Source organism: Gluconacetobacter aggeris (assembly GCF_014174395.1).
GTDB lineage: Bacteria > Pseudomonadota > Alphaproteobacteria > Acetobacterales > Acetobacteraceae > Gluconacetobacter > Gluconacetobacter aggeris.
In genome coordinates this window covers 333,779-355,635 of sequence record NZ_JABEQD010000004.1, presented here as the reverse complement: position 1 = coordinate 355,635, position 21,857 = coordinate 333,779, and the positions used below count along the sequence as shown (strand labels likewise).

General features: G+C 66.6%; 19 protein-coding genes. 11 read left to right on the top strand and 8 right to left on the bottom strand.

Annotated elements, in window-relative coordinates:
- Positions 1-202: 202 nt before the first annotated feature.
- Positions 203-901 carry a GntR family transcriptional regulator gene (locus HLH36_RS08870; RefSeq protein WP_182986012.1) on the bottom strand — a complete coding sequence of 233 codons (699 nt, stop codon included), beginning with the start codon at positions 899-901 and terminating at the stop codon, positions 203-205.
- A 558-nt stretch (positions 902-1,459) separates the two neighbouring features.
- Between HLH36_RS08870 and HLH36_RS08865 the strand changes: the two genes are divergently transcribed.
- From HLH36_RS08865 to HLH36_RS08855, 3 genes are read left to right on the top strand one after another with little or no spacing between them, the layout of a single operon-like run.
- A complete protein-coding gene (locus HLH36_RS08865; protein ID WP_246376596.1) occupies positions 1,460-3,739 on the top strand; it encodes a TonB-dependent receptor in 2,280 nt (759 codons plus the stop codon).
- A 41-nt stretch (positions 3,740-3,780) separates the two neighbouring features.
- Positions 3,781-5,073, top strand: coding sequence for a cation:dicarboxylate symporter family transporter (locus tag HLH36_RS08860; RefSeq protein WP_246376594.1), 1,293 nt, complete (start codon positions 3,781-3,783; stop codon positions 5,071-5,073).
- A complete protein-coding gene (locus tag HLH36_RS08855) occupies positions 5,070-6,101 on the top strand; it encodes an Ldh family oxidoreductase (RefSeq protein ID WP_182986010.1) in 1,032 nt (343 codons plus the stop codon). Before HLH36_RS08860 ends, HLH36_RS08855 begins: the two co-directional genes overlap by 4 nt.
- A 25-nt stretch (positions 6,102-6,126) precedes the next feature.
- On the opposite strand, the gene hemA is transcribed toward HLH36_RS08855, so the two are convergent.
- Positions 6,127-7,386, bottom strand: a complete 1,260-nt coding sequence (gene hemA, locus HLH36_RS08850) for a 5-aminolevulinate synthase (protein WP_338030420.1) — start codon at positions 7,384-7,386, stop codon at positions 6,127-6,129.
- Between the two features lie 114 nt (positions 7,387-7,500).
- Entirely contained in the window at positions 7,501-7,965 is a 465-nt protein-coding gene (locus tag HLH36_RS08845) for a hypothetical protein (protein WP_182986009.1), read from the bottom strand.
- Positions 7,966-8,140: 175 nt separating this feature from the next.
- Here HLH36_RS08845 and HLH36_RS08840 point away from each other — a divergent pair, with 175 nt between their 5' ends.
- The 3 genes from HLH36_RS08840 to HLH36_RS08830 are packed head-to-tail and all read left to right on the top strand — an operon-like array spanning position 8,141 to position 12,444.
- Entirely contained in the window at positions 8,141-10,150 is a 2,010-nt protein-coding gene (locus HLH36_RS08840; protein WP_182986008.1) for a transketolase-like TK C-terminal-containing protein, read from the top strand.
- Between the two features lie 48 nt (positions 10,151-10,198).
- Entirely contained in the window at positions 10,199-11,221 is a 1,023-nt protein-coding gene (gene gap, locus HLH36_RS08835; RefSeq protein WP_182986007.1) for a type I glyceraldehyde-3-phosphate dehydrogenase, read from the top strand.
- Positions 11,221-12,444 (top strand): phosphoglycerate kinase, encoded by a 1,224-nt coding sequence (locus HLH36_RS08830; protein WP_182986006.1) that lies wholly within the window; start codon positions 11,221-11,223, stop codon positions 12,442-12,444. Before gap ends, HLH36_RS08830 begins: the two co-directional genes overlap by 1 nt.
- 21 nt (positions 12,445-12,465) lie before the next feature.
- Here HLH36_RS08830 and ftsY read toward each other — a convergent pair whose 3' ends face one another.
- Genes ftsY through HLH36_RS08810 form a run of 4 tightly spaced genes read right to left on the bottom strand, consistent with a single transcriptional unit; the run spans position 12,466 to position 15,947 of the window.
- Positions 12,466-13,443, bottom strand: a complete 978-nt coding sequence (ftsY, locus tag HLH36_RS08825) for a signal recognition particle-docking protein FtsY (RefSeq protein ID WP_182986005.1) — start codon at positions 13,441-13,443, stop codon at positions 12,466-12,468.
- A 1-nt stretch (position 13,444) separates the two neighbouring features.
- Positions 13,445-14,692 carry a tRNA (N(6)-L-threonylcarbamoyladenosine(37)-C(2))-methylthiotransferase MtaB gene (gene mtaB, locus HLH36_RS08820; RefSeq protein ID WP_182986004.1) on the bottom strand — a complete coding sequence of 416 codons (1,248 nt, stop codon included), beginning with the start codon at positions 14,690-14,692 and terminating at the stop codon, positions 13,445-13,447.
- Positions 14,689-15,513, bottom strand: coding sequence for a diaminopimelate epimerase (gene dapF / locus HLH36_RS08815; RefSeq protein WP_182986003.1), 825 nt, complete (start codon positions 15,511-15,513; stop codon positions 14,689-14,691). The genes mtaB and dapF overlap by 4 nt, the downstream gene beginning before the upstream one ends.
- Before the next feature lie 32 nt (positions 15,514-15,545).
- Entirely contained in the window at positions 15,546-15,947 is a 402-nt protein-coding gene (locus HLH36_RS08810; RefSeq protein WP_182986002.1) for a VOC family protein, read from the bottom strand.
- Between the two features lie 279 nt (positions 15,948-16,226).
- Between HLH36_RS08810 and HLH36_RS08805 the strand changes: the two genes are divergently transcribed.
- Positions 16,227-18,086, top strand: a complete 1,860-nt coding sequence (locus tag HLH36_RS08805; protein WP_182986001.1) for a hypothetical protein — start codon at positions 16,227-16,229, stop codon at positions 18,084-18,086.
- 104 nt (positions 18,087-18,190) lie between these two features.
- Positions 18,191-18,535 carry a hypothetical protein gene (locus tag HLH36_RS08800; RefSeq protein ID WP_182986000.1) on the top strand — a complete coding sequence of 115 codons (345 nt, stop codon included), beginning with the start codon at positions 18,191-18,193 and terminating at the stop codon, positions 18,533-18,535.
- 8 nt (positions 18,536-18,543) lie between these two features.
- Here HLH36_RS08800 and HLH36_RS08795 read toward each other — a convergent pair whose 3' ends face one another.
- Positions 18,544-19,338, bottom strand: a complete 795-nt coding sequence (locus HLH36_RS08795; protein ID WP_182985999.1) for an SDR family NAD(P)-dependent oxidoreductase — start codon at positions 19,336-19,338, stop codon at positions 18,544-18,546.
- A 291-nt stretch (positions 19,339-19,629) separates the two neighbouring features.
- On the opposite strand from HLH36_RS08795, the gene HLH36_RS08790 reads away from it, so the two are divergent.
- From HLH36_RS08790 to HLH36_RS08780, 3 genes are all read left to right on the top strand, one after another.
- Complete coding sequence (locus HLH36_RS08790; protein ID WP_182979671.1) at positions 19,630-19,857, top strand: hypothetical protein; 228 nt, start codon at positions 19,630-19,632, stop codon at positions 19,855-19,857.
- Positions 19,858-20,075: 218 nt separating this feature from the next.
- Entirely contained in the window at positions 20,076-20,672 is a 597-nt protein-coding gene (locus tag HLH36_RS08785) for an acetate uptake transporter (RefSeq protein ID WP_182985998.1), read from the top strand.
- Between the two features lie 122 nt (positions 20,673-20,794).
- Positions 20,795-21,805, top strand: a complete 1,011-nt coding sequence (locus HLH36_RS08780; protein WP_182985997.1) for a dipeptidase — start codon at positions 20,795-20,797, stop codon at positions 21,803-21,805.
- Positions 21,806-21,857 lie beyond the last annotated feature (52 nt).

Here is a 21,857-nt window from a genome sequence, read left to right as displayed (position 1 = left end):
TGACCCAGCATGTCCGCCGACATCGCCCGCAGCACCCGCGGAGGCACGTTCACCGGCCCAGGCCCCATCAACAGCCGCTGCGGCGGGTCGATCTGTCCAAACACCTCTATTCCTCCTCTTCCGTCAGCGCGGCCAGGGCACGCACACTCTTGTATACAAGGATATTGAGGACACAATCCCACTCGTCGCGCCCGGTCGCGTCCTACCCACCCGATCCTTTAAGCGCTTCCTTCAGATGCTCCAGCCGGCTGGATACGCTGCGATAGTTCAGCGCCTTTTCGACATGCCGCAAATGAACGTCCATCAGCCGCGCTGCCTCGGTGGCGTTTCCCTGCTCCAGCGCGTCGATGATCCCGCCATGCTCGCCGCAGGATTCATGCGCGTCGTGCGTCGACTGATACAGGGCGGCAATCAGCACCGTACGCGTCGTCAGGTCCTGCAACAGCGAGGCCAGCACCGGATTGCCGAGCGTTTCGGCCAGGCAGACGTGAAAATGCCCCAGCAGGTAGCTGCGCTCCGCCCGATCGCCACAGGCAATCGCCTTCTGCTCGGCCCGCACATGGTCGCGCAGCGTCCGGATCATGGCCGGACTCGCCCGGTCGAGCGTGACCAGCATCCCCACCTCCAGCGCGCGCCGGGCATCGATCGTATGCCGCGCCTCCTCAACCGACGGCTCAATGACGAACCAGCCCCGCCGGGCGGAGACTTCCACGATCCCCCGCGCCTGCAAGCGCATCATCGCTTCACGCACCAGCGTGCGCGACACGCCGAAAATCTCGGACAATTCCTTCTCGCCCAAGCGTTCGCCCGGTGCGATACGCCCCGAGAGAGCCGCATGGATGATGCGATCCTCGATCAGGTGCGGATTCTTGTGTGCATCTTTTTCGGCATTATCTCGCATACAAGAAGTATGCGCAGAGCGGCGCGGTTCGGCAATCGCCATGATGCTGGACCACGCCGGATAACGCTCCCGACAAAGCGTCCGGCTTCGATGATTCTTTATTCAATTGCCTATCGAAATGAACAAATCTTGCGCAGGCAAAGGGATACCTAAAAACCTTCGAACGAAGGTGCGATTTTTTACAGTGCAAAATCAATACACTAATTCATTTTATGAATTTTTTGTCATATTTTAATTCACACGCATTTTTCGAGAGCGTTTCGTTTCGGATTGTTTTACATCTTGTATGCAACATTGAACCTCACGAATTATCGAATTTGTAGACCAACCTAGAACACCATTTCACAGATGAAATCATAGAAGCCATGCCTACCTGACGACACTCCTCAGTCGCCGGGCCGCTGCCCTGCGACTGAATCGCCGAACCGACATGACCTCATCCCATCGCCAGGACCCCGACCATGGGCCGGTCGCGCCTGCCGCCATTACGACGAGACAAGGAAGACAGACATGCTCCTCCCGTGCCGCGCCGAGCTTTCCTTCCGGAGGCAGGCCATCATGACCAGTTTTCTGGCCAGCGTTATTCTGCCCCTGCCGGCCCTGGCCGATGCCACCAGACAGGCGCCAGCCGCCAACACGCCATCGCGGACAGCCCCCGCCCGCGCAACCCCTGCTCCGGCATCGGCACAAACCGAGGCAGTCACGGTCTCCGCACGCCGGGGCGCGACCGGCGCCGGCCAGCACGACGCCCATTCGGAAACGGTGATTTCTCGCCAGGAACTGGCCAATCGCAATATCCGCGTCATGACCGATATCCAGCGCGTGGCACCGAACCTGACCATCCAGCCGTCCTTCGGATCGGGCGCTCTGAACTTCACGCTGCGCGGCGTCGGCCTGATGGATTTCACGCAGAACAACACGCCCTCAACCATGCCGTATCTGGATAGCGTGGCACTGCCGGTTTCGATCATGACGACCGGCATGATGTTCGACCTCGACGATATCTCCATCGCCGCCGGGCCGTCGGGCTACACGCACGGCCAGGCGACAACGGGTGGCGAAATCGATTTCCACACCGCCGACCCGACGCACCAGTTCCACGCGGGCCTGACCGAGGATATCGCCAGCTACGGCCGCAACCGCGTCGAGGGCTACGTCTCCGGCCCGATCTCCCGGTCAGTGTCGTTCCGCATTGCCGGGCAATCCATGACCGGCGGCGGATACCAGCATAACGCGGCCGGACGGGGCTTCGGCAACGCCAATCTGGGCGCCCTGCGCGCCAAGCTGAAATGGGATATCGACGACACGTCGAACCTGATCATCGGCGGCCACTGGACGACCGACCAGTCGGAATACGCATCGGGCCACAATCTCTACAATTCCTACCATGTCCCGGTGACACAGGACATCTACGAGACGGAATGGGGCCTTGACCCGCGTTTCGCCAAGATCATCGGCATCGACGGCAGCAACACCAAGCCCCGCGAAGACAATATCTTCTGGGGCGCGAACGTGCGCTATACGAAGAATTTCTCCTGGGGGCGGCTGTCGAGCATCAGCGCCTATGAAATGGCCGACGAGCACGAACTGACGAACCAGACGGACTCCATCCTCTCTTATGGCAACATGTTCCGCAACAACCAGACGAACGTGTTCTCGCAGGAAGTGAAACTGGAATCGATCGACCCCAACGCGCGCTTCCATTGGGAAACCGGCATGTATTACAGCCGGTCGCGCATGGCGCAGAACTTCTGGTACGATTCATCGGATCGCCCCGGCACCACGCCGCTGAACGAGACGAACTATCGGCAGGATCAGCAGAATTTCAATCAGTACGTGCAGCTTTCCTACCGCGTTCTACCCAGGCTGCGCCTGATCGGCGCGATCCTGCATGAATCCGACGACCGCCAGATGCTCAACGTCACCAGCACGAACTACAATCTGAATACAGGTGCCGTCGTCGGCACACCGACGAATTTCGGCAATAGCGGCGCGCTGAGCAACCAGTTCGGCGGCCGTGTGGGTGCACAATATCAGTTCACGCACGACATCATGGGCTATGTCATGTTCAGCCGCGGCTTCAAGCCGGGTGGGTTCTCGGCCAACATCACGCAGCAGGCAGCCCAGCTCCGCCCCTTCAAGCCCGAACAGATCCTGACCTATGAAGGCGGCTTCAAGACCATGCTGTTCGACCGCCGCCTGCGCCTCAATGCCGCCGGGTTCTATTATGATTACCGCGACCAGCAGCTTCTGGGCACGGTCCTGGTCCCGCCCTACGGCGTGCTGGGCGGCTACGTGAACGCCCCGCGCTCCTATATCTACGGCGCGGAATTCGACGCCGAGGCCCATCCGTTCCACGGCATGGTCCTGACACAGAATTTCGGCTACCAGAACGGTGTCTACACGCAGTTCCAAAGTCTCAACCGCTCGGCCACCACAGCCAATTTCGCCGCGACCGGCCTCTGGCGGGCCATCAACACGAATTATGACAACGTGAATATGGGGCTGGCCAACCTGACCCTGTCGGGTGCCGCGACCTACACATGGAATGTCTTCCGCGACTACCGGATGACGTTCGATGTCGATTATTCCTATCGCGGCCGCCAGACCCAGCCGCAATATATCGGCCAGACGGGCATCTACCGCTCGCCGGCCTATTTCCTGGTCAATTCGTTCCTGACCTTTGCGGCGCCCAAGCAGCATTGGTCGGTCACCGTCTACGGCCAGAACCTGGCCGACCGCCGCTATTGGCTCTCGGCCGGCACGCAGGCCACATTCTACGGCGTGATCCCGGGCATGCCGCGCTTCGTCGGCGCACGCATCAACCTGACCTACTGAGCCGGGCCCACATCCCCCCAAAGCAGCCAAGGACCCATCGGATGAGCGAGACGACCCTTCCCGCGACACATGCCGGCCGGACCGGACGCCCCGGCATGTTCCTCCAGGTCGTCATCGCCACCCTGCTGGGCCTGGCGCTGGGCGTCTTCGCACCCGACCTCGCAGCGCAGACACGCTGGGCGACCGACCTCTTCCTCCACCTGATCGTGATGGCGGTCGGCCCCCTGCTGTTCTGCATCGTGGTAACGGGGATCGTCGGCGCCGGCTCCTTGCGCACCGTCGGGCGGCTGGGCGCCAAGGCGCTTCTCTATTTCGAGGCGATGACCACGCTGGTCCTCCTCTTCGCCGTCGGCATCGCGCTGCTCCTCCAGCCGGGCCGGGGCATCGTGTTCGCCCCCACGTCCGACGATACCCGCATGATCGCGTCCTACGCCCACAACGCCCATGTGATGCATGAGGGCGGCATCACGGACTTCCTGCTGGCATTGATCCCCCGCACCCCGGCCGACGCCTTCGCGCAGGGCAATGTGCTGCAGATTCTCTTCTTCGCCATCCTGTTCGGCTGCTGCCTCAGCCAGATCGGCGAGGTCGGCGCACCGATCGTCCGCCTGATCGATGCGCTGTCCGTCCTGTTCTCGCGCATGATGCGCTTCATCATCGCGCTGGCACCGCTCGGCGTGTTCGGCGCCATGGCCACCACCACCGCACGCTATGGCCTCAACGCGATCGGACATCTAGCCGCCTTCGTTCTCCTGTATTTCGTGGTCATCACCCTGTTCGTCATCGGCGGGCTGGGGCTCTGCCTGCGCCTGTCGGGGGTCAGCCCGATACGCTTCTTCCGCTATTTCCGCACGGAATTCGCAATCACCTTCGCAACTACCGCCTCGGATGCAGTGCTGCCCAGCGTCATGACCAAGCTGGAACAGATGGGCGTGGACCGTCAGGTGGTAGGGCTGGTGGTACCGGCAGGCTATTCCTTCAACCTCGACGCCCTGTCGATCTATCTGGGCCTCTCCGTCATCTTCCTGGCCCAGGCGACGGGCACGGTATTGAGCGCGTGGCAGATCCTGATCATGCTGGCGACCGCGTTGGTGACCTCCAAGGGCGCACATGGCGTACCTGGCATTGCCATTGTCGTGCTGGCCGCTACCTTGTCCGCCATCCCCTCGATCCCCGTCGCCAGCCTGGTCATGCTGCTGGCGGTGGACTGGTTCGTCGGCATCGCACGCGCGGTGGGCAATCTGGCCGGCAACTGCGTGGCGCCGGTCGTGATCGGCGCCTGGGAAGGCAAGCTGGACCGCAAACGCGCGGCCGAGATCCTGGGGCGGCCATGACCGACACCATCCTCGTCGACGCCGAAACGCTGGCATCCCGCGTCACGGCCGCATTGCTGACCGCCGGCGCCTCGCCCGACTCCGCCGCCGCGGCTACCGAGGCGCTGATGCATGCCTCACGGACCGGCATCGACAGCCACGGGGTCAGACTGGCCGCACATTACGCCACCATGCTGCGGCATGGACGGCTGAATCGCACACCGCGCCTCACAATCCGGCGCACCGCCCCGGCCACAGCCATGCTGGATGCCGATGACGGGCTTGGCCATTACGGCTGCTACCGTGCGATGGACCTGGCCGTCGAGATCGCAGCCGAAACGGGGGTGGGCGCGGTCGGCATCGTCCGCTCATCGCATTGCGGCGCGGCCGGCGCCTACGCCCTGAAGGCCGCCGAGGCCGGCATGATCGGCATCGTGACCAGCAATTCCGACGCGAATGTCACGCTCTTCGGCGGTAGCCTGCCGTTCCACGGCACCAACCCGATCGCCATGGCCGCCCCCGTCGCCGGGCAGGCTCCGTGGCTGCTAGACATCGCGACCTCGTCCATTCCCTTCAATCGCGTTCGGCTCTACCGGTCGCTGAACCGCCCCCTGCCCGCTGGCGTGGCAGCCGACATGCACGGTCATGAGACGACCAGCGCGCATGACGCGCACATGCTGCTGCCTCTGGGCGGCCCGGATTACGGGTTCAAGGGCGCGGCACTGGCCGGAATGGTCACCATCCTGTCGGCCGTTCTGACCGGGGCCGCGACCGATCCCGCCATGATCCCGATGACGGACACGGACGACCGGACGACGGCGCGCAACGTGGGGCAGTTCTGCCTGGCGATCGACCCCGCGCGCTTCGTGGGTCGCGCCGCCTACGACCGGGCGATGGCCGACTATCTGCGCCGACTCCGCGCCGTCCCGCCCACGGATGCCGAACACCCCATCATGGCGCCGGGCGACCGCGAATGGACGACGGCCCGGCACCGGGCCACTAAAGGCATACCGATCGACTCCGACACACGGCGCTTCCTCGGCCTTTGATCCCGCCCGCGAACGGGCGGCTGGATCAGGCCGCCTCTTCCTCGTGGCGGGCATTGATCCGCAGCAGCGCCGTCAGGGCCGAGACCATCTCGTCCATCATCTCGTCGGTGTGATGCGGCCCCGGCGTCAGCCGCAGCCGCTCCGTCCCGCGCGGAACGGTGGGATAGTTGATCGGCGTGGCATACAGCCCGAACTCCGACAGCAGACGCCGGCTGATCTCGTTGCAGCGATCGGCATCCCCGACCGGGATCGGCACGATATGGCTGGGCGTGGACATGAACGGGATTCCAGCCTTGGTCAGCTTGGCACGGAACGTCGCCACCCGCTCGAACATCTTCTCGCGCCGCCAGCCCTCGCGCCGCACCATGCGGACACTGGCCAGCGCGGCCGCCACCACCGACGGCGGCAGCGCGGTGGTGAAGATGAAGCCCGACGCGGCACAGCGCAGATAGTCGATCAGCTCCGCCGACCCGGTAACGTAACCGCCATGGACGCCGAACCCCTTGGCCAGCGTGCCCTCGATGACGTCCACCTGGTCGGCCACCCCGTCACGCTCGGCCACCCCGCCGCCCTGCGGGCCGTACAGGCCCACGGCATGCACCTCGTCCAGATAGGTCATGGCCCCATATTTGCGCGCCAGGGCGCAGGTGGCGCCGATATCGGCAATATCGCCATCCATCGAATAGACGCTCTCGAACGCCACCAGCTTGGGCGCATCCTTGGGCGCCGCCGCCAGCTTGGCCTCCAGGTCCGCCAGATCGTTATGCTCGTAGATCACGCAGGACGAACCCCGCGCACCCTTGATGCCGGCGATCATCGAGGCATGGTTCTGCCGGTCGGAGAAGCAGATCCAGCCCGGCATGCTGGTCAGGATCGTCTGCAGGCTGGCCTGGTTCGAGACATAGCCGGACACGAACAGCAGCCCGGCCTCCTTGCCATGCAGGTCGGCCAGCTCGGCCTCCAGCTCCGCGTGCAGCGGGCTGGTGCCGGCAATGTTGCGGGTGCCGCCCGCGCCGGCCCCATGTTCGCGGATCGCGGCGATCGCGGCCTCGGCCACCGCCGGCTCCACGCCCATGCCCAGATAATCGTTGGCCGACCACACCACCACTTCCCGCCCTGCCGGCAGCTCGGCGGCAGGGCCGGTCACATGGTCATAGACGGGGTACCGATCGGCCTGGCGCGCCAGCGGCGTGAAGCGGCGATATCGTCCCTGCTCGCGGATACCGTCCAGAGAGTCCCGGCAAAAACGGTAGAAAGGATGCCGATCCACGTCGATACTGGGCACTCTGTCATTCTCCCGCGACGCCGGTGCGGGCCCGCCGGCCCGTACGGCCGTCGCCGTTACGGTCTATCCACCTACAGCACGGGCCACCGACAGCGCGGGGACCACGATCCTGTTTCATCGCACATACACCCGCACGGCACCGGCGGTCATCGACGAATCCGACATAGCCGCCATTTCCACCTGTTCGGGCCGCGCGCCGGCCGCGACGATGGCAGCCGCCACCGCCTGGCCATCCGTGGTCACGGCATGCCGCATGGCCAGGGCCTCCTGCTCCGGCGTCGGGCCGGCCGGCACCACGACCCGAACCACGAACAGCACGTTCGGCTTGCGCGCCAGCGCCCGCCTGACGGCGCCTTCCAGCGCCGGCCGCCACGCACTGTCCGGCGTGCCGGCACGGATATCCACCAGCGGCGGCACCGGGCGCGGCGCGGGCGGCGCGGGCGGATAATGCGGCACCGGCGGCCGGCTGGCGCGCGGATCGAAGGTCCGCTGGTCCACCAGATTGCAGCCGGCCATCCCGGTCACGCACAGGGCGGACACGGCCATCAGGGTCGAAACGGAACGAATACGATGCAACATGGGCCGCCACGGTTACAGCATCCACGCCATGGAGCAAGAGTACCGGCCCCGAACAGCCGCCGAAACCCCCGCCCATCGCATCGCGCTTGCGGAGCATCCGGCACGATCCTATAGCCAACAGCGACAGTTTTGCCGCTGCCGGCACACCGGCCGGCCTTCAGGACGCCCTGCCCCCATGTTCTGCGCGCAGACCGATATCGCCCCCAGGCCGGACGCGCCCCCCGATCAGGCCCCGCCTTCCGACGCCCTGGCCGAACCGGCGACGCGCGAAACGATCCACGCCCTGCGCGACGCGGTTCGCGCCGTTATCGAGGTCCGGCTGGGCGATCCGGCGGAGGCCGCCCAGGCCGGGGCCATGGCGGTCCCCGCCTGCGTGCTGTGGAACCAGTTCCTGCGCTTCGACCCCGCAAGCCCCGACTGGCCCGATCGTGACCGCTTCATCGTCTCGTCCACCCGGCACCGGCCGCTGCTGGATGCGCTGATGCGCCTGGCCGGCCAGACTGTGGCGCCCGACGGCGTGGTCGGATATGGCGTCCATCCGGCAGTGGAAATGGCCTTCGGCCCCAGCGGCCAGGGGTTGGGGGCCGCGATCGGTATGGCACTGGCCGAACGGCAGCTCGCGGCACGCTTCGGGCGTTCGATCGTCAATCACCGCATATGGGCCCTCTCCTGCGGCACCGAACTGGCCACCGGCGTGGCGATGGAAGCCGCGTCCCTGGCGGCGCGGATGCGGCTGGACCGCGTCACCGTCCTGTTCGAGATCGCCTCGCACGAGGAGGACGAGGCCGAGGACACGCTGGCCCGCTACGCCGCGACCGGATGGATGGTGCGCAAGGTCGCCGCCGACGACCACGACGCCGTGCAGGCCGCGCTGTCGGCGGCGGTCCGCTCGCGCAAGCCCTCGGTCCTCGCCTGCTCCATCACACCCCGATCCGCCCCGCCCCGCCCCGTCGCATCCGCCACCGGGCCGATGCCCGATCATTCGACGCTGCTATGGGCCCGGGCGGCCCGCCGTGGGGCATCGGCCCGGCGCTCCTGGCTGCGCCGGCTGGTCAAGCACCGGCTCCGCGCGGAATTCGAACGCATCGCGGCGCGGCGCCTCCCCTCCTTCTGGCGCGAGGACTGGCTCCGCGCATGGCACACGGCCTCACTGTCCGCGATCCTGCCGGACCCCGACACGATTCAGGCCGATACAACCTTGGGCTACGGCCGCCAGGGGCTGGACATCCTGCGCGACCTGGTGCCGGAAATGCTCTGCCTGTCCTCCCGTCGCGGGCGCGAGCGGACCGAGGCCATGCCGGCCGACCAGGCGCTGCCCGATTGCGGCACGCTGGTCCACGGGCTGGCCGCCCTGCTGAACGGGATCGCGGTGCATGGCGGAATGGTACCGTGCGGGGCGATCACCTTCGTCGCCATCGACCGCATGCGCCCGGCCCTGCGTTTCGCGGCCATGATGCGCCAGCAGGTAATCTACCTGCTCACCGATGACGGGCTGGCCCTCAGCGAAGACGGGGCGGGCTGGCTGCCGGTCGAACAGCTTGCCAGCCTGCGCGCCATGCCCAACGTCCTGGTCTTTCGCCCCGCCGACCGGCGGGAGACGATGGAATGCTGGGAACTGGCCCTGCGCCGCGCCGATGGCCCCAGCCTGATCACCCTGTCCCCGATGGCGACCGACGCCAACGCCCCGCCCGACCTGCGCCAGCGCCGCCCGCGCGACGGCAGCGCACGCGGCGGCTATGTGATGGAAGAGGCACGCGGCCCGCGCCAGGTCACCCTGATCGCCACAGGCAGCGAAATGGTCATCGCCCGGCAGGCCCAGCACCTGCTGGTGCGCGACGGCATCAGCGCCGCCCTGGTGTCGCTGCCCTGCTGGGAGCTGTTCGCCCGGCAGGACGCCGCCTATCGCGCGCAGGTGCTGGGGGATGCGCCGCGCATCGGCATCGAAGCCGCCTCGGGTTTCGGCTGGGACCGATGGCTCGGCCCGGATGGCGCCTTCATCGGCATGGAGGATTTCTGCGAAGCCGCACCATCGGGCGAACTGTATCGCCGCCTGGGCATTACAGCCGAACGCATACACGAAACGGCGATCCGCCTTGTCAACGAGACGGGACGTGACTTTCAATCGCCTTCCGGGCAGAAAGCGGATGGCCATCGTGCACGGTCCGTTGCCGGAGGCACCACGTAGCCTGGGCCGATCTTTCGGCCGGAGGCTGATATTCGGGAGAGAAATAGAATGGCTGTCAAAGTCGCAATCAATGGCTTCGGGCGCATCGGTCGCCTCGTCCTGCGCGGCATCATCGAAAGCGGACGCACCGACGTCGTGCCGGTGGCGATCAACGATCTGGGCAGCGTGGCCGACAACGCCCACCTGCTGACCTATGACAGCATTCACGGCCGCTTCCCCGGCGAAGTCCGCGTCGAAGGCAACACTATCATCATCACGGCCAACGGCCGCACCTACGCGCCCATCGCCGTCTCGGCCGAAGCCAACCCGACCAAGGTGCCCTTCGAAGGCGTGGACGTGGCGATGGAATGCACCGGCCGCTTCACCAACAAGGAAAAGGCCGCCCACCTGATCGAGGCCGGCGCGCGCAAGGTCATCATCTCCGCCCCCGCCAGCCATGTGGATGCCACCATCGTCTACGGCGTGAACCAGGACACGCTGACCAGCGACATGACCGTGATCTCCAACGCCTCCTGCACCACCAACTGCCTGGCGCCGGTCGCCAAGGTGCTGGACGAGGCGTTCGGCATCGAACGCGGCTACATGGTCACCATCCATTCATACACCGGCGACCAGCGCACGGTGGACACGCTGCACAGCGACCCGCGCCGCGCCCGCGCGGCGGCGATGAACATCATCCCGACCTCGACCGGCGCCGCCCGCGCGGTCGGCCTGGTGCTGCCGCACCTCAAGGGCAAGCTGGACGGTACCGCCATCCGCGTGCCCACGCCCAACGTCTCGCTGGTGTCGCTCGATTTCGTGCCGACGCGCATCCCCGCCTCGGTCGAGGCGGTGAACGAGGCGATGCTGAAGGCGGCGTCCGAAGGCCCGCTGAAGGGCATCCTGGCCTACAATACCGCGCCGCTGGTCAGCTCCGACTTCAACCACTCCAGCGCCTCCTCGACCTTCGACGCGACCGAAACCGCGCTGATCGACGGCGGCAAGCTGGTGCGGATCTGCAGCTGGTACGACAATGAGTGGGGCTTCTCGAACCGCATGTCCGACACGGCCGCGGTCTTCGGCGCGCTCTGATGGCCGCCCTGTCCTTCAAGACGCTGGACGCCTTGCAGCCCAAAGGGCGCAAGGTGCTCCTGCGCGCGGATCTGAACGTCCCCGTGCGGGACGGACAGATCACCGACCTGACCCGCCTCGAACGCCTGGCGCCCACCATCCGCGAACTCGCGGACAAGGGCGCGCGGGTGATCGTGGTCAGCCATTTCGACCGTCCCAAGGGCCAGCGCGTGCCGGCCATGTCGCTGGAACCGATCGCGGCCGCCCTGGGCAAAACCCTGGGCCGGCCGGTGCGCTTCGCCGAGGACTGCATCGGCCCGGTGGCCGAACAGGCCGTCGCCAGCCTGCAGGACGGCGACGTGCTGGTGCTGGAGAACACGCGCTTCCACGCGGGCGAGGAAAAGAACGACCCCGACCTGTCGAAGGCCCTGGCCGCGCTGGCCGACGATTACGTCAATGACGCCTTCTCGGCCGCCCATCGCGCCCACGCCTCGACCGAAGGCGTGGCCCGCTTCCTGCCCTCCTTCGCCGGCCGGCTGATGGAAGCGGAGCTGAACGCCCTGAACGTCGCGCTGGAAAACCCGGTCCGTCCGGTCGGCGCGATCGTCGGCGGCGCCAAGATCTCGACCAAGCTGGACCTGATCGGCAACCTGCTGGACCGGGTGGACGTGCTGATCATCGGCGGCGCGATGGCCAACACCTTCCTGGCCGCCAAGGGCGTCGCCGTCGGCAAGTCGCTGCAGGAAGCCGACATGCACGACACGGCCCGCGCCATCATGGCAAAGGCCGCCAGCCAGGGCTGCGAGATCATCCTGCCCGTCGACGCGGTGACGGCCACGGAATTCCGTGCCGACCCGCCGACGAAGACGGTGCCGGTGGACGCAATCCCCGCCGACGCGATGATCCTGGATGCGGGGCCGGAGACGGTGCGCCTGCTGACGGAAAAGATCGTCGGGCTGAAGACGCTGGTGTGGAACGGCCCGCTGGGCGCGTTCGAACTGCACCCGTTCGACACCGCCACCAACCTGGTCGCGGCCGAAGTGGCGCGGCGCACCCAGGCTGGCCAACTGACCAGCGTGGCCGGTGGCGGCGACACGGTCTCGGCCCTGCGCCATGCCGGCGTGGCGGACGAGATGTCCTACACCTCGACCGCCGGCGGCGCGTTCCTGGAATGGCTTGAGGGCAAGACCCTTCCCGGCATCCAGGCGCTCAGCGAACTGTCCGAGCGGATTCTCCCGCTCTGATCATGGGGCGGCGGCCCGGCCTCAGGCCGGGTCGCCCTCGCCATCCTTCTTCTCTCCGCCTTCCGGCGAGGACAGCTTGATCGACGGCCCGACCAGCCCGTTGGCAAAGGCTTCGGCCGAGAACGGCCGCAGATCCTCGGCCTGCTCGCCCACACCCACCGCATGCACCGGCAGGCCGAACGTATCGGCCAGCGCCACCACGATGCCGCCGCGCGCCGAGCCGTCCAGCTTGGTCACGATCAGCCCGGTGACATTCACCAGTTCCTTGAACACCCGCACCTGCTCGATCGCGTTCTGGCCGGTCGTCGCGTCCAGCACCAGCAGCACCGAATGCGGCGCGGTTTCGTCGAACTTGCGCATCACGCGGATGATCTTGGCCAGTTCCTCCATCAGCGCGCCCTTGTTGTGCAGGCGGCCGGCGGTATCGATCAGCAGCAGGTCCGCCCCTTCGGCCCGCGCGCGCTTCAGCGCATCGAACGCCAGCCCGGCGGCATCGGCATTGGGCGGGCCGGAAATCACCGGCGCACCGACCCGCTGGCCCCAGACCTGAAGCTGCTCGACGGCGGCGGCGCGGAACGTATCCCCCGCCACCATCATCACCTTCAGCCCCTGTTCGCCATAGAAGCGCGCCATCTTGCCGATGGTCGTGGTCTTGCCGTTGCCGTTCACGCCGACCACCAGCACCACATGCGGCTTCAGGGTCGGGTCGGGCACGAACGGCACCGCCACCGGCTCCAGCACCTGGGCGATCTCCGTCGCCAGGGCATTGCGGATCTCCTCGTCCGTCACCTCGGTGCCGAAACGCGAACTGCGGAAGGATTCGATCACCCGTGCCGCGACATTGGGGCCGAGATCGGCCGCAATCAGCAGATCTTCCAGTTCCTCCAGCGCGGCGTCGTCCAGCTTGCGGCGGGTAAAGACCGCGGCGATCCCGCCACCCAGTTTCTGGGTCGATCGGGAAAGGCCCGCCTTCAGGCGGGAAAAGAAGCCAAGTGCCATGTCAGAGGATTTCCGCCACCAGACCGTTTTCGTCAACCGCCGTGGGCCGCACGGCCACGATGCGCCCCGCTTCGGCCTCGCCCGCCGCCAGACGTACGGGTGCGAATTCCTCGGAATGCCCGCTGGTCGCGGTCTCCAGCAGCACGTTCAGCGTCCGCCCCAACAGCCCGGTGTGATAGGCCCGCGCCGCCTCCTGCCCCGCCGCGCGCAGCCGTGCCGCGCGCTCGCGCCGGGTCGCCACCGGCACGGCGGGCATCCTTGCCGCCGGCGTCCCCGGCCGCTCGCTATAGGGAAACACATGCAGGTACGGCAGGCCCTGCTCCCGCACGAACTCCAGCGTTTCGTCGAACAATGCATCGCTTTCGGTCGGAAAGCCCGCGATCACATCCGCGCCGATGCCCAGATCCGGCCGGCAGGCCCGCGCCCGCGCGATCACCCCAGCCACATCGGCCACCAGATGCCGCCGCTTCATCCGCTTCAACACCATGTCCGATCCCGCCTGCAGCGACAGGTGCAGATAGGGCATGAAGCGCCGCTCGCCTTCCAGCAGGCGCCACAGATCCTCGTCGATCTCCACCGGATCGACCGAAGACAGGCGCAGCCGCTCCAGCTCCGGCACCAGCACCAGCAACCGGCGGCAAAGCTGCCCAAGTTTCGGCTGCCCCGGCAGGTCGCCCCCCCACGAGGTGATATCCACCCCCGTCAGCACCACCTCGCGATAGCCGGAAGCCACCAGCGCGCGCACCTGCTCCACCACCGCGCCCACCGGCACCGAGCGCGACGGCCCCCGCCCGAACGGAATGATGCAGAAGGTGCAGCGATGGTCGCACCCCTGCTGCACCTCGACGAAGGCGCGGGTCCGGCCGGCAAACTCCGTCACCAGATGCGGCACCGTTTCGGTCGCCGCCATGATGTCCGATACCGCGCGCCCTTCCCCCAGCGCCGCCGGGGTCCAGCTCGCGGCGTCCAGCTTCTCGCGATTGCCCAGCACGCGGGCCACGCCGGGCAGCGCCTCCCAACGGCCGGGGTCGATCTGCGCCGCGCAGCCGGTCACGACGATGCGCGCGTCCGGCCGGTCCCGATGCGCCCGGCGGATCGCCTGCCGCGCCTGGCGCTCGGCCTCGGCGGTCACGGCACAGGTATTGACGATGATCACATCGTCCAGCCCCGCCGCATGGCCGCGCATCACCTCGCTCTCATAGGTGTTCAGCCGGCAGCCGAAGGTCAGGATCTCGGGCGGCCTGCTCATGACGGATAGGCCTCGGGGTCGAAGGTCCCGACAAAACTGGAGGTCGCCGGCCCCGTCATCAGCACGTGCCCGTCCGCTTCCCGCCAGGTGATCGACAAGGCACCGCCATCCATCTCGACCCGGCAGGTGCGTTCCACCAGCCCGCGCCGCACGGCATTCACCACCGCCGCACAGGCACCCGACCCGCAGGCCAGGGTCAGCCCGCTGCCCCGTTCCCACACGCGCAGCCGCATGGCCTCGCGTGAGATGATCTGCGCAAAGCCGATATTGGCCCGTTCGGGAAACAGCGGATCATGCTCCAGCAGCGGCCCGGCCACGAGCGGGTCGAGGTCCAGACTATCGTCCAGGAAGAAGGTGGCATGCGGATTGCCCATCGAGGCCGCCGCCGGGTCGCCCGCCAGCGGCAGATGCAGCGTATCGACCGGCTCCGCCAGCGGCACGTCGCGCCACTCCAGCGCCGGCGCGCCCATATCGACCGTCACCAGCCCGGTCTCACCCACCCGGGCCGGCAGCAGCCCGGCCCGGGTCTGCAACACGCTCTCCCGGCGCCCGTCTCCGCGCCACAGCAGGTCGGCCACGCAGCGCGACGCGTTGCCGCAGGCGCCGGATTCGCTGCCATCGGCATTGAAAAAGCGCACGAAAACATCCGCCCCATCGCGGCAGGCCGGGCGCAGCACCACGAACTGGTCGCACCCGATCCCGCGATGGCGGTCGGCCAGGGCGGCAATGCGCGCAGGCGTCAGCCCATGGCGCTCCACGCGCTCGTCCACCACGACGAAATCGTTGCCCAGACCGTGCATCTTGCTGAAGGGGATCATCATGCGCGCCTTATAGGCCACGCGCCCCGCTTATATCAAAGGAAACGACCGGGCGCGCCGCGCTGCAACACCTCGATCCTGTATCCGTCCGGATCGACGACGAAGAAGAAGCGGCCGACCACCCGATCCCCCAGCGCCAGTTGCTTCACCGGCAGCGGCGACAGCCCCTCGCTGACGAAACGGGCATGCTCGGCATCGACATCCTCGACCGACACCGCCAGATGCCCATACCCGTCCCCCAGCTCATAGGGCCGGTCGCGATCGTGATTGACCGTCAGTTCCAGCTCGAAGTCCTGTTCTGCGTTGGACAGGTAAATCAGGGTGAAACCGTCGAACACCAGCCGGTCGGCCACGGTCAGGCCGAAGGCCCGCTCGTAGAAGGCCAGCGACGCCGCCTCGTCCCGCACCCGGATCATGGAATGGATCAGCTTCGCCATCGTTTCGGGCTCCTTCCCCGCCTGTCTTTCCATGCGCGACATATCGGCCCCGGCGGCATACGGTCCAGCCCGCATTTCCAGACAGGCTTTGAGCCTCCGATGCAGGCCACCGGCCGCGCTGGAACGGGCATCTGGCATCAATTAATTCTAAAATTGAATAGAATTTATTCAGTATATTTCATAATGAAGCAAAACTAAAAGAAATTATTATTTACCTTTTCCAAGAAATGCTTTGACATAATTCCAGAAACTTCATCAGCCTTCATGCGACTGTCCCGAATGCCATTGCCCTCCCTGCGCATAAAGCGGCCTTTCCCGCTGTTCCTGCTCTGCTGCTCCACACTCGTACCGGCCGCCGCCCATGCCCAGGGCCAGGGGCCGGAGGAAGCCGAAGCGATCGAGGCGATGGAAAACCAGATCTCCCGCATCCAGGAGCAGCAGCTCGAACTGCAGAGGGACCTGATGGCGATGCGCCGCGAACTGGCGCAGCATCGGGCCCATCTGCACCTGGCCCACACGGCCACCGCGACCGAATCAGTCACGCGCGACCATCCCTCGTCCGGGCACGGCGCGGCGGAGTCACGTCAACTGGCCCGCACGACCGGAAAGCCCGCCCCCGGCCCGGCAAGCCATCCCCCTCTCTATCCCGGCGAAGTCCCCGCGCCCACGATCGGCGAAGACACGCCAACCTACGCCGCCGTGGTCCGCCACCGCGACGAAGACATGGTCAACCGCATCGCCGACAATAATGTCGGCCCCCACCCGCGCGAGACCGCCGGCGCGCAGGCCGCCGGTGCGCTGGGCGACCACGGCGTGTTCCATGTCGGGCCGGTCACGGTCATCCTCGGCGGCTTCTTCGACACTTCGGCCGTTCTGGAAAATCGCCATATCGCATCGGGCACGTTCAATTACTGGACGGCCATGCCATTCCCCCGCAGCGCCAACTATCACGAGAACAGCTTCGAAGGCAGTCCGCGCTACAGCCGCTTCTCGCTCATGGCCCGCGCCAATATCGATTCCCACACCACCGTCTCCGGCTTCGTCGAAACCGATTTCGGCGCCGGCGCGGAAACGACCAACCCGTACGAAAGCAATGCCTACGTGCCACGCCTGCGCCAGGCCTATCTGAGCTATGACGACACGCAGGATGGCAATCACCTGCTGGTCGGTCAGGCCTGGAGCCTGCTGACTCCCGGCCGCGTCGGCATCGTCGCCCGGCAGGAAAGCCTGCCCGAGACCATCGAATCCTCCATGCTGGCCGGCCAGACCTGGACCCGGCAATGGCAGGCCCGCTTCGTCCACGACATGCTGCACCACCGGCTGTGGCTCGGCCTGTCGATCGAAAATCCCGCGACGATCTACGACACCACGGGCTTCGACAATGATAACGGCACGGTCGCGCTGCCCAATGGCGGCACGGCCACCATCGGTGCCAACGGCACCGGCCTGACCGAATTCACCACCAATTATTCCGACGAAATCGCGCCCGACGTCATCAGCAAGGTCGCGTGGGACCCGGCCTGGGGCCATTACGAGGCCGAAGGAATCGTCCGCTTCCCCCATGATCGCGTCTTCGCGAACGGCACGGGCCACAACAACACAGCCATCGCCGGCGGCGGCGGCGCGTCGGCGGTGCTGCCGGTCATCCCCCACAGGGTCGAAATCCACCTGTCCGGGCTCGCGGGAGTCGGGGTCGGCCGCTACGGGTCGGTCCTGCTGCCGGACGTCACGCTGAATGCCCAGGGCAAGCCGAAACCCCTGCCCGATGCGCAGGCAACGGCAGGCATCGTCGCCCATCCGGACCCGCGGATCGACGTCTATGGCTATTACGGCATGCAGCGTTCCGGCCGGAGCTATTTCTCCTCCGGCGGCTCGGCCTACGGTTACGGCAACCCCATGTCCTCCAACGCGGGATGCGAGGTGGAGATGTCGCCGTTGGCCTGCACGGCCAGCATCCGCTCGGTGCAGGAATTCACCCTCGGCGCCTGGTGGCGCTTCCTCCAGGGCCGGTATGGCACGGTCGAGGTCGGAACCCAGCTCGCCTATTCGCGCCTGCAGACCTGGAAAGGCATCGGCGGCGCCCCCTCCACCAGCGTCAGCCAGATCTTCTTCGATTTCCGCTACCTGCCTTTCCAGTAACACTGCCCGGCAACACGGCCGGTTGCGCCCGAGAGAAAAACGGAGGATGTTCCCGCCGACCGGACCACAGGACGCCGGACCACAGGACGAAGGAGGATACGGTCGTGCAGGACAGAACACTGCGTATTCTGGCGGTATCCCTCTGCCTCGCCGCCACGGGCGCGCCGGCGCTGGCACTGGCGCAGGAAGATGACGAGGCCAAGGCTCCGTCGATGCACCAGTTGGCCACCCGCCCGCCGGTACCCAGCGCGCACAAGGATTTCAGCCAGTTCCATTTTCGCCCCGCCGGCGACAGGGTAGTCGAACAGTCCGACGCCAACCGCCTGCTGTTCTGGACACCGCAGGGCACGCCGGACGGCTATGCCGAACGGCGCGGCAACGCGATCTTCTATTACGACCGCACCGGCAAGGCCGTGCGGGTGCAGGAACTGCCCGCCGAGGAAAACTGACGCCCCGCCTAGCCGCGCGCCTGCCGCCGCAGATAGTACCATCGGGTCAGGTGCGACCACACGATCATGACCGGCAGGCACAGGCGCAGGAACACCGGCGAGCATAAGAACAGCGGGGGAAAGATCCTGTCGATCAGCGACGGGAAATGCTCCTCCTTCCCGCCCCGCGCCGCCCCCAGAATCCAGTCCGCCGCCCGCTCAGGCGCCTGCGGCCAGGACATGAAGTTCAGCAGCGATCCGCCCTGCGCCATTTCCTCGCGGAACATGGCCGTATCCACGCTCCCGGGAAACACCGACGTGACACGGATGCGCCGGGGCCTGAGTTCCAGCGCCAGGGCCCGTGCGAAACCGCGCAACCCGAATTTCGACGCGGTATAGACGGCACTGCCCGCAAGCGGAAACACGCCCGCCATCGAGTTGACGAACAGCACCCGCCCACCGGCCACGATGTTGGGCAGCACCTCGTTGGTCAGCAGGATCACACCGGTCAGATTGGTGTCCACCTGCCGCCGGACATCCTCGCCATCCAGGGCGCCCGCGGGCTGGGGCGAGATCGTGCCCGCACAGGAAATGAACAGGTCGATCGCCGGGCACGCGTCACGAATGGCCTGCCCCGCCGCCGCGATCGCGCCCGCATCCATCAGGTCACAGCACACGGCCAGATCGGCCTCGATATCGGGCGGCATGCCCGCGCGACGCGACAGGATGATGATCCGATAACCGTCCTGGCGCAGCCGGCGGCACAGAAACTGTCCGATTCCACCGGTCGCTCCGCTGACGATGACGGTTTTCTGACGGGACAATCCATTTTCCTGGGGCACGGCAGCCGCTCTTCACGCTGTGATGGTCGGTCCGTGGCAGTCCTGCCTGCCACGGAATGACGGCCCGCCCGTATACCAGCTCCCCCCCAGCGGCGCGAGGGCCGCCGCCACCCACCGGCGAGGCCATCCGTCGAAACCCATTCTTTCCTTTTAATGTCACACTCTTTTCAAAAAACGTGACAACAGGCCGATCACATCCCCGATACCCGCTTGCAGGGCGGCCCGGCACGCGCCACGTCATCTTCCGACATCCGTCCGATACAGGAGGCGGACATGCGGACCCTGCACAAGCTGATACCGGTCGAGGCGATCGAACTGGTGGACCATCACGGCTCCCACGCCCTGCTGATCGCGCGCACACATCTCGCCCAGGCGCGCGATGCCGGCGACGAGGTCCGTGCCGCACGCTGGCAGACCGTGAGCGAGGCCATCATCACGATCATCGAGGAACAGAAATGTAACGCCACGCCCCGGGAAAAACTGACGACCGAAGAAGGATGACGCCCGACCCGGTCCTGCCGACCGACCATCGGTCGCAAGACCGGATCGCCTCCCGCACGATCATGAGCCTGCGGAGGATAACCGCCTTGTGACCGCGACCTATTCACCTAACATATATTTGTTATTGTTCCTTTCTATAAAAAGGACGAGAAAAATTCCAACGGTCACCGCGTTTCGGGCTGGTCGGACAGCCCCCGCGACCGATGGAGATTCCCGTCATGAACCCTCTCGCCAATCCAGCGCCCCTCGGCCTCGCCGGCTTCGGGATGACGACGATCCTGCTCAATCTCTGCAATGCCGGCTTCCTGCCGCTCAATTCGTCGGTCCTGGCCATGGGGATCATCTTCGGCGGATGGGCCCAGATCCTGGCCGGGCTGCTTGAATATCCCAAGGGCAATACGTTCGGGCTGACGGCCTTCACGGCCTACGGCGCGTTCTGGATCTCCCTCGTCCTGCTCGTCATCCTGCCGAAATTCGGCCTGATCCCGGCGGCGACCGCCCCGGCCATGGGGGCCTATCTCGCGCTCTGGGGCGTTTTCACGGGCTTCATGTTCATCGGCACGCTGCGCGGCAACCGTGTGCTGCAGTTCGTGTTCTCCTCACTGACGCTCCTGTTCTTCCTGCTCGCGCTGGGCGAGTGGACAGGCAATGTCACGATCACCCGCATCGCGGGATATGAGGGGCTGCTCTGCGGCGCCTCCGCCCTCTATCTCGCCATGGCGGAAGTGATCGAGGCCCAGTTCGGCCATCCCATCCTGCCGGCCGGCCTGCCCGCCCCGCAGGCCCCCCGGCACGTCACGGGCGCTCCCGCCTGAACGGACCTGCGATCGTCCCTTCCCTGCGCCCTTCCCCCGGAGGCGCGGGGTCCTTTCATTCGGACAAACAGAGCCGGTGAGTCCCTTACGGACCGGCCGTTTCCGGCCTACACTGCCTCATCATGACCGACCGACCGTACAGCACCCTGCTCACCGTCGATACGCATATCGACATCCCCTGGCCCGACCGGGGCGATTTCACGCAGGATACCGACTATCGCCATGTCGACCTGCCCAAGCTGCGCCGGGGCGGGATCGCCGCCGCCTGCCTGGTGGCCTATGTCGGACAGGGCGCCATCGACCCGACCGCCCACGCCGCCATCTCCCGCCAGGCCCTGGCGATGCTGGATGCGATCAACCGGGGGGTCGAAGGCGGCCCGGCACGGATCTGTCCCCTCGCGGCGGATATCGAGGCCGCGTTCCACGAGGGCATCACCGCCATCGTCCCGGCGGTCGAGAACGGCTATGCGATGGGCGAGGACCTGTCGCTGCTGGCGCAGTTCCGCGCGCGCGGCGCCCGCTACATGACGCTGACCCATAACGGCCATAACGCGCTGGCCGATTCCGCCCGCCCCATGCCCGCACTGAACGATCCCGAAATCCGCCATGGCGGCCTGTCCGGCCTGGGGCGGGAAGCCATCGCCGAAATGAACCGGCTGGGCCTGATGGTGGACATCTCCCACACCGCGCGCAGCACCATGATGCAGGCGGTGCGCCTGTCGCGCAGTCCGGTCCTGGCCACCCATTCCTGTGTCCGCGCGCTGTGCGACCATCCGCGCAACCTGGATGACGAACAGCTCGACGCGCTGCGCGACTGCGACGGCGTGGTCCACATCACGGCCGTCGATGCCTTCCTCCGCCCGCGCGAAATCCGCGCCCAGCGCCCGGTCAGCGTGGCCGATTATGTCGACCATATCGACTATGTGGCGGCCCGGATCGGCGTGCGTCATGTCGGCATCTCGTCCGATTTCGACGGCGGCGGCACCATCGAGGGCTGGCGCGACGCCGCCCAGAGCCAGGCATTGACGGCGGAACTACGCCGTCGCGGCTACGACCACGACCAGATCGCCGCGATCTGGGGCGGCAATTTCCTGCGCCTGCTTCGCGCGGCCGAGACCGTCGCCGCCGGCTGAACGGCCGTTCTCGACGATGGCGACGTGCGGCAGGCGGCGTATCTCCCGCACC

Excerpts from the sequence above, each read along its gene's own strand:
- HLH36_RS08870 (WP_182986012.1), bottom strand. The coding sequence starts at position 901 with ATGCGAGATAATGCCGAAAAAGATGCACACAAGAATCCGCACCTGATC.
- HLH36_RS08865 (WP_246376596.1), top strand. The coding sequence starts at position 1,460 with ATGACCAGTTTTCTGGCCAGCGTTATTCTGCCCCTGCCGGCCCTGGCC.
- HLH36_RS08860 (WP_246376594.1), top strand. The coding sequence starts at position 3,781 with ATGAGCGAGACGACCCTTCCCGCGACACATGCCGGCCGGACCGGACGC.
- HLH36_RS08855 (WP_182986010.1), top strand. The coding sequence starts at position 5,070 with ATGACCGACACCATCCTCGTCGACGCCGAAACGCTGGCATCCCGCGTC.
- HLH36_RS08845 (WP_182986009.1), bottom strand. The coding sequence starts at position 7,965 with ATGTTGCATCGTATTCGTTCCGTTTCGACCCTGATGGCCGTGTCCGCC.
- HLH36_RS08840 (WP_182986008.1), top strand. The coding sequence starts at position 8,141 with ATGTTCTGCGCGCAGACCGATATCGCCCCCAGGCCGGACGCGCCCCCC.
- gap (WP_182986007.1), top strand. The coding sequence starts at position 10,199 with ATGGCTGTCAAAGTCGCAATCAATGGCTTCGGGCGCATCGGTCGCCTC.
- HLH36_RS08830 (WP_182986006.1), top strand. The coding sequence starts at position 11,221 with ATGGCCGCCCTGTCCTTCAAGACGCTGGACGCCTTGCAGCCCAAAGGG.
- ftsY (WP_182986005.1), bottom strand. The coding sequence starts at position 13,443 with ATGGCACTTGGCTTCTTTTCCCGCCTGAAGGCGGGCCTTTCCCGATCG.
- mtaB (WP_182986004.1), bottom strand. The coding sequence starts at position 14,692 with ATGAGCAGGCCGCCCGAGATCCTGACCTTCGGCTGCCGGCTGAACACC.
- dapF (WP_182986003.1), bottom strand. The coding sequence starts at position 15,513 with ATGATGATCCCCTTCAGCAAGATGCACGGTCTGGGCAACGATTTCGTC.
- HLH36_RS08810 (WP_182986002.1), bottom strand. The coding sequence starts at position 15,947 with ATGGCGAAGCTGATCCATTCCATGATCCGGGTGCGGGACGAGGCGGCG.
- HLH36_RS08805 (WP_182986001.1), top strand. The coding sequence starts at position 16,227 with ATGCCATTGCCCTCCCTGCGCATAAAGCGGCCTTTCCCGCTGTTCCTG.
- HLH36_RS08790 (WP_182979671.1), top strand. The coding sequence starts at position 19,630 with ATGCGGACCCTGCACAAGCTGATACCGGTCGAGGCGATCGAACTGGTG.
- HLH36_RS08785 (WP_182985998.1), top strand. The coding sequence starts at position 20,076 with ATGAACCCTCTCGCCAATCCAGCGCCCCTCGGCCTCGCCGGCTTCGGG.
- HLH36_RS08780 (WP_182985997.1), top strand. The coding sequence starts at position 20,795 with ATGACCGACCGACCGTACAGCACCCTGCTCACCGTCGATACGCATATC.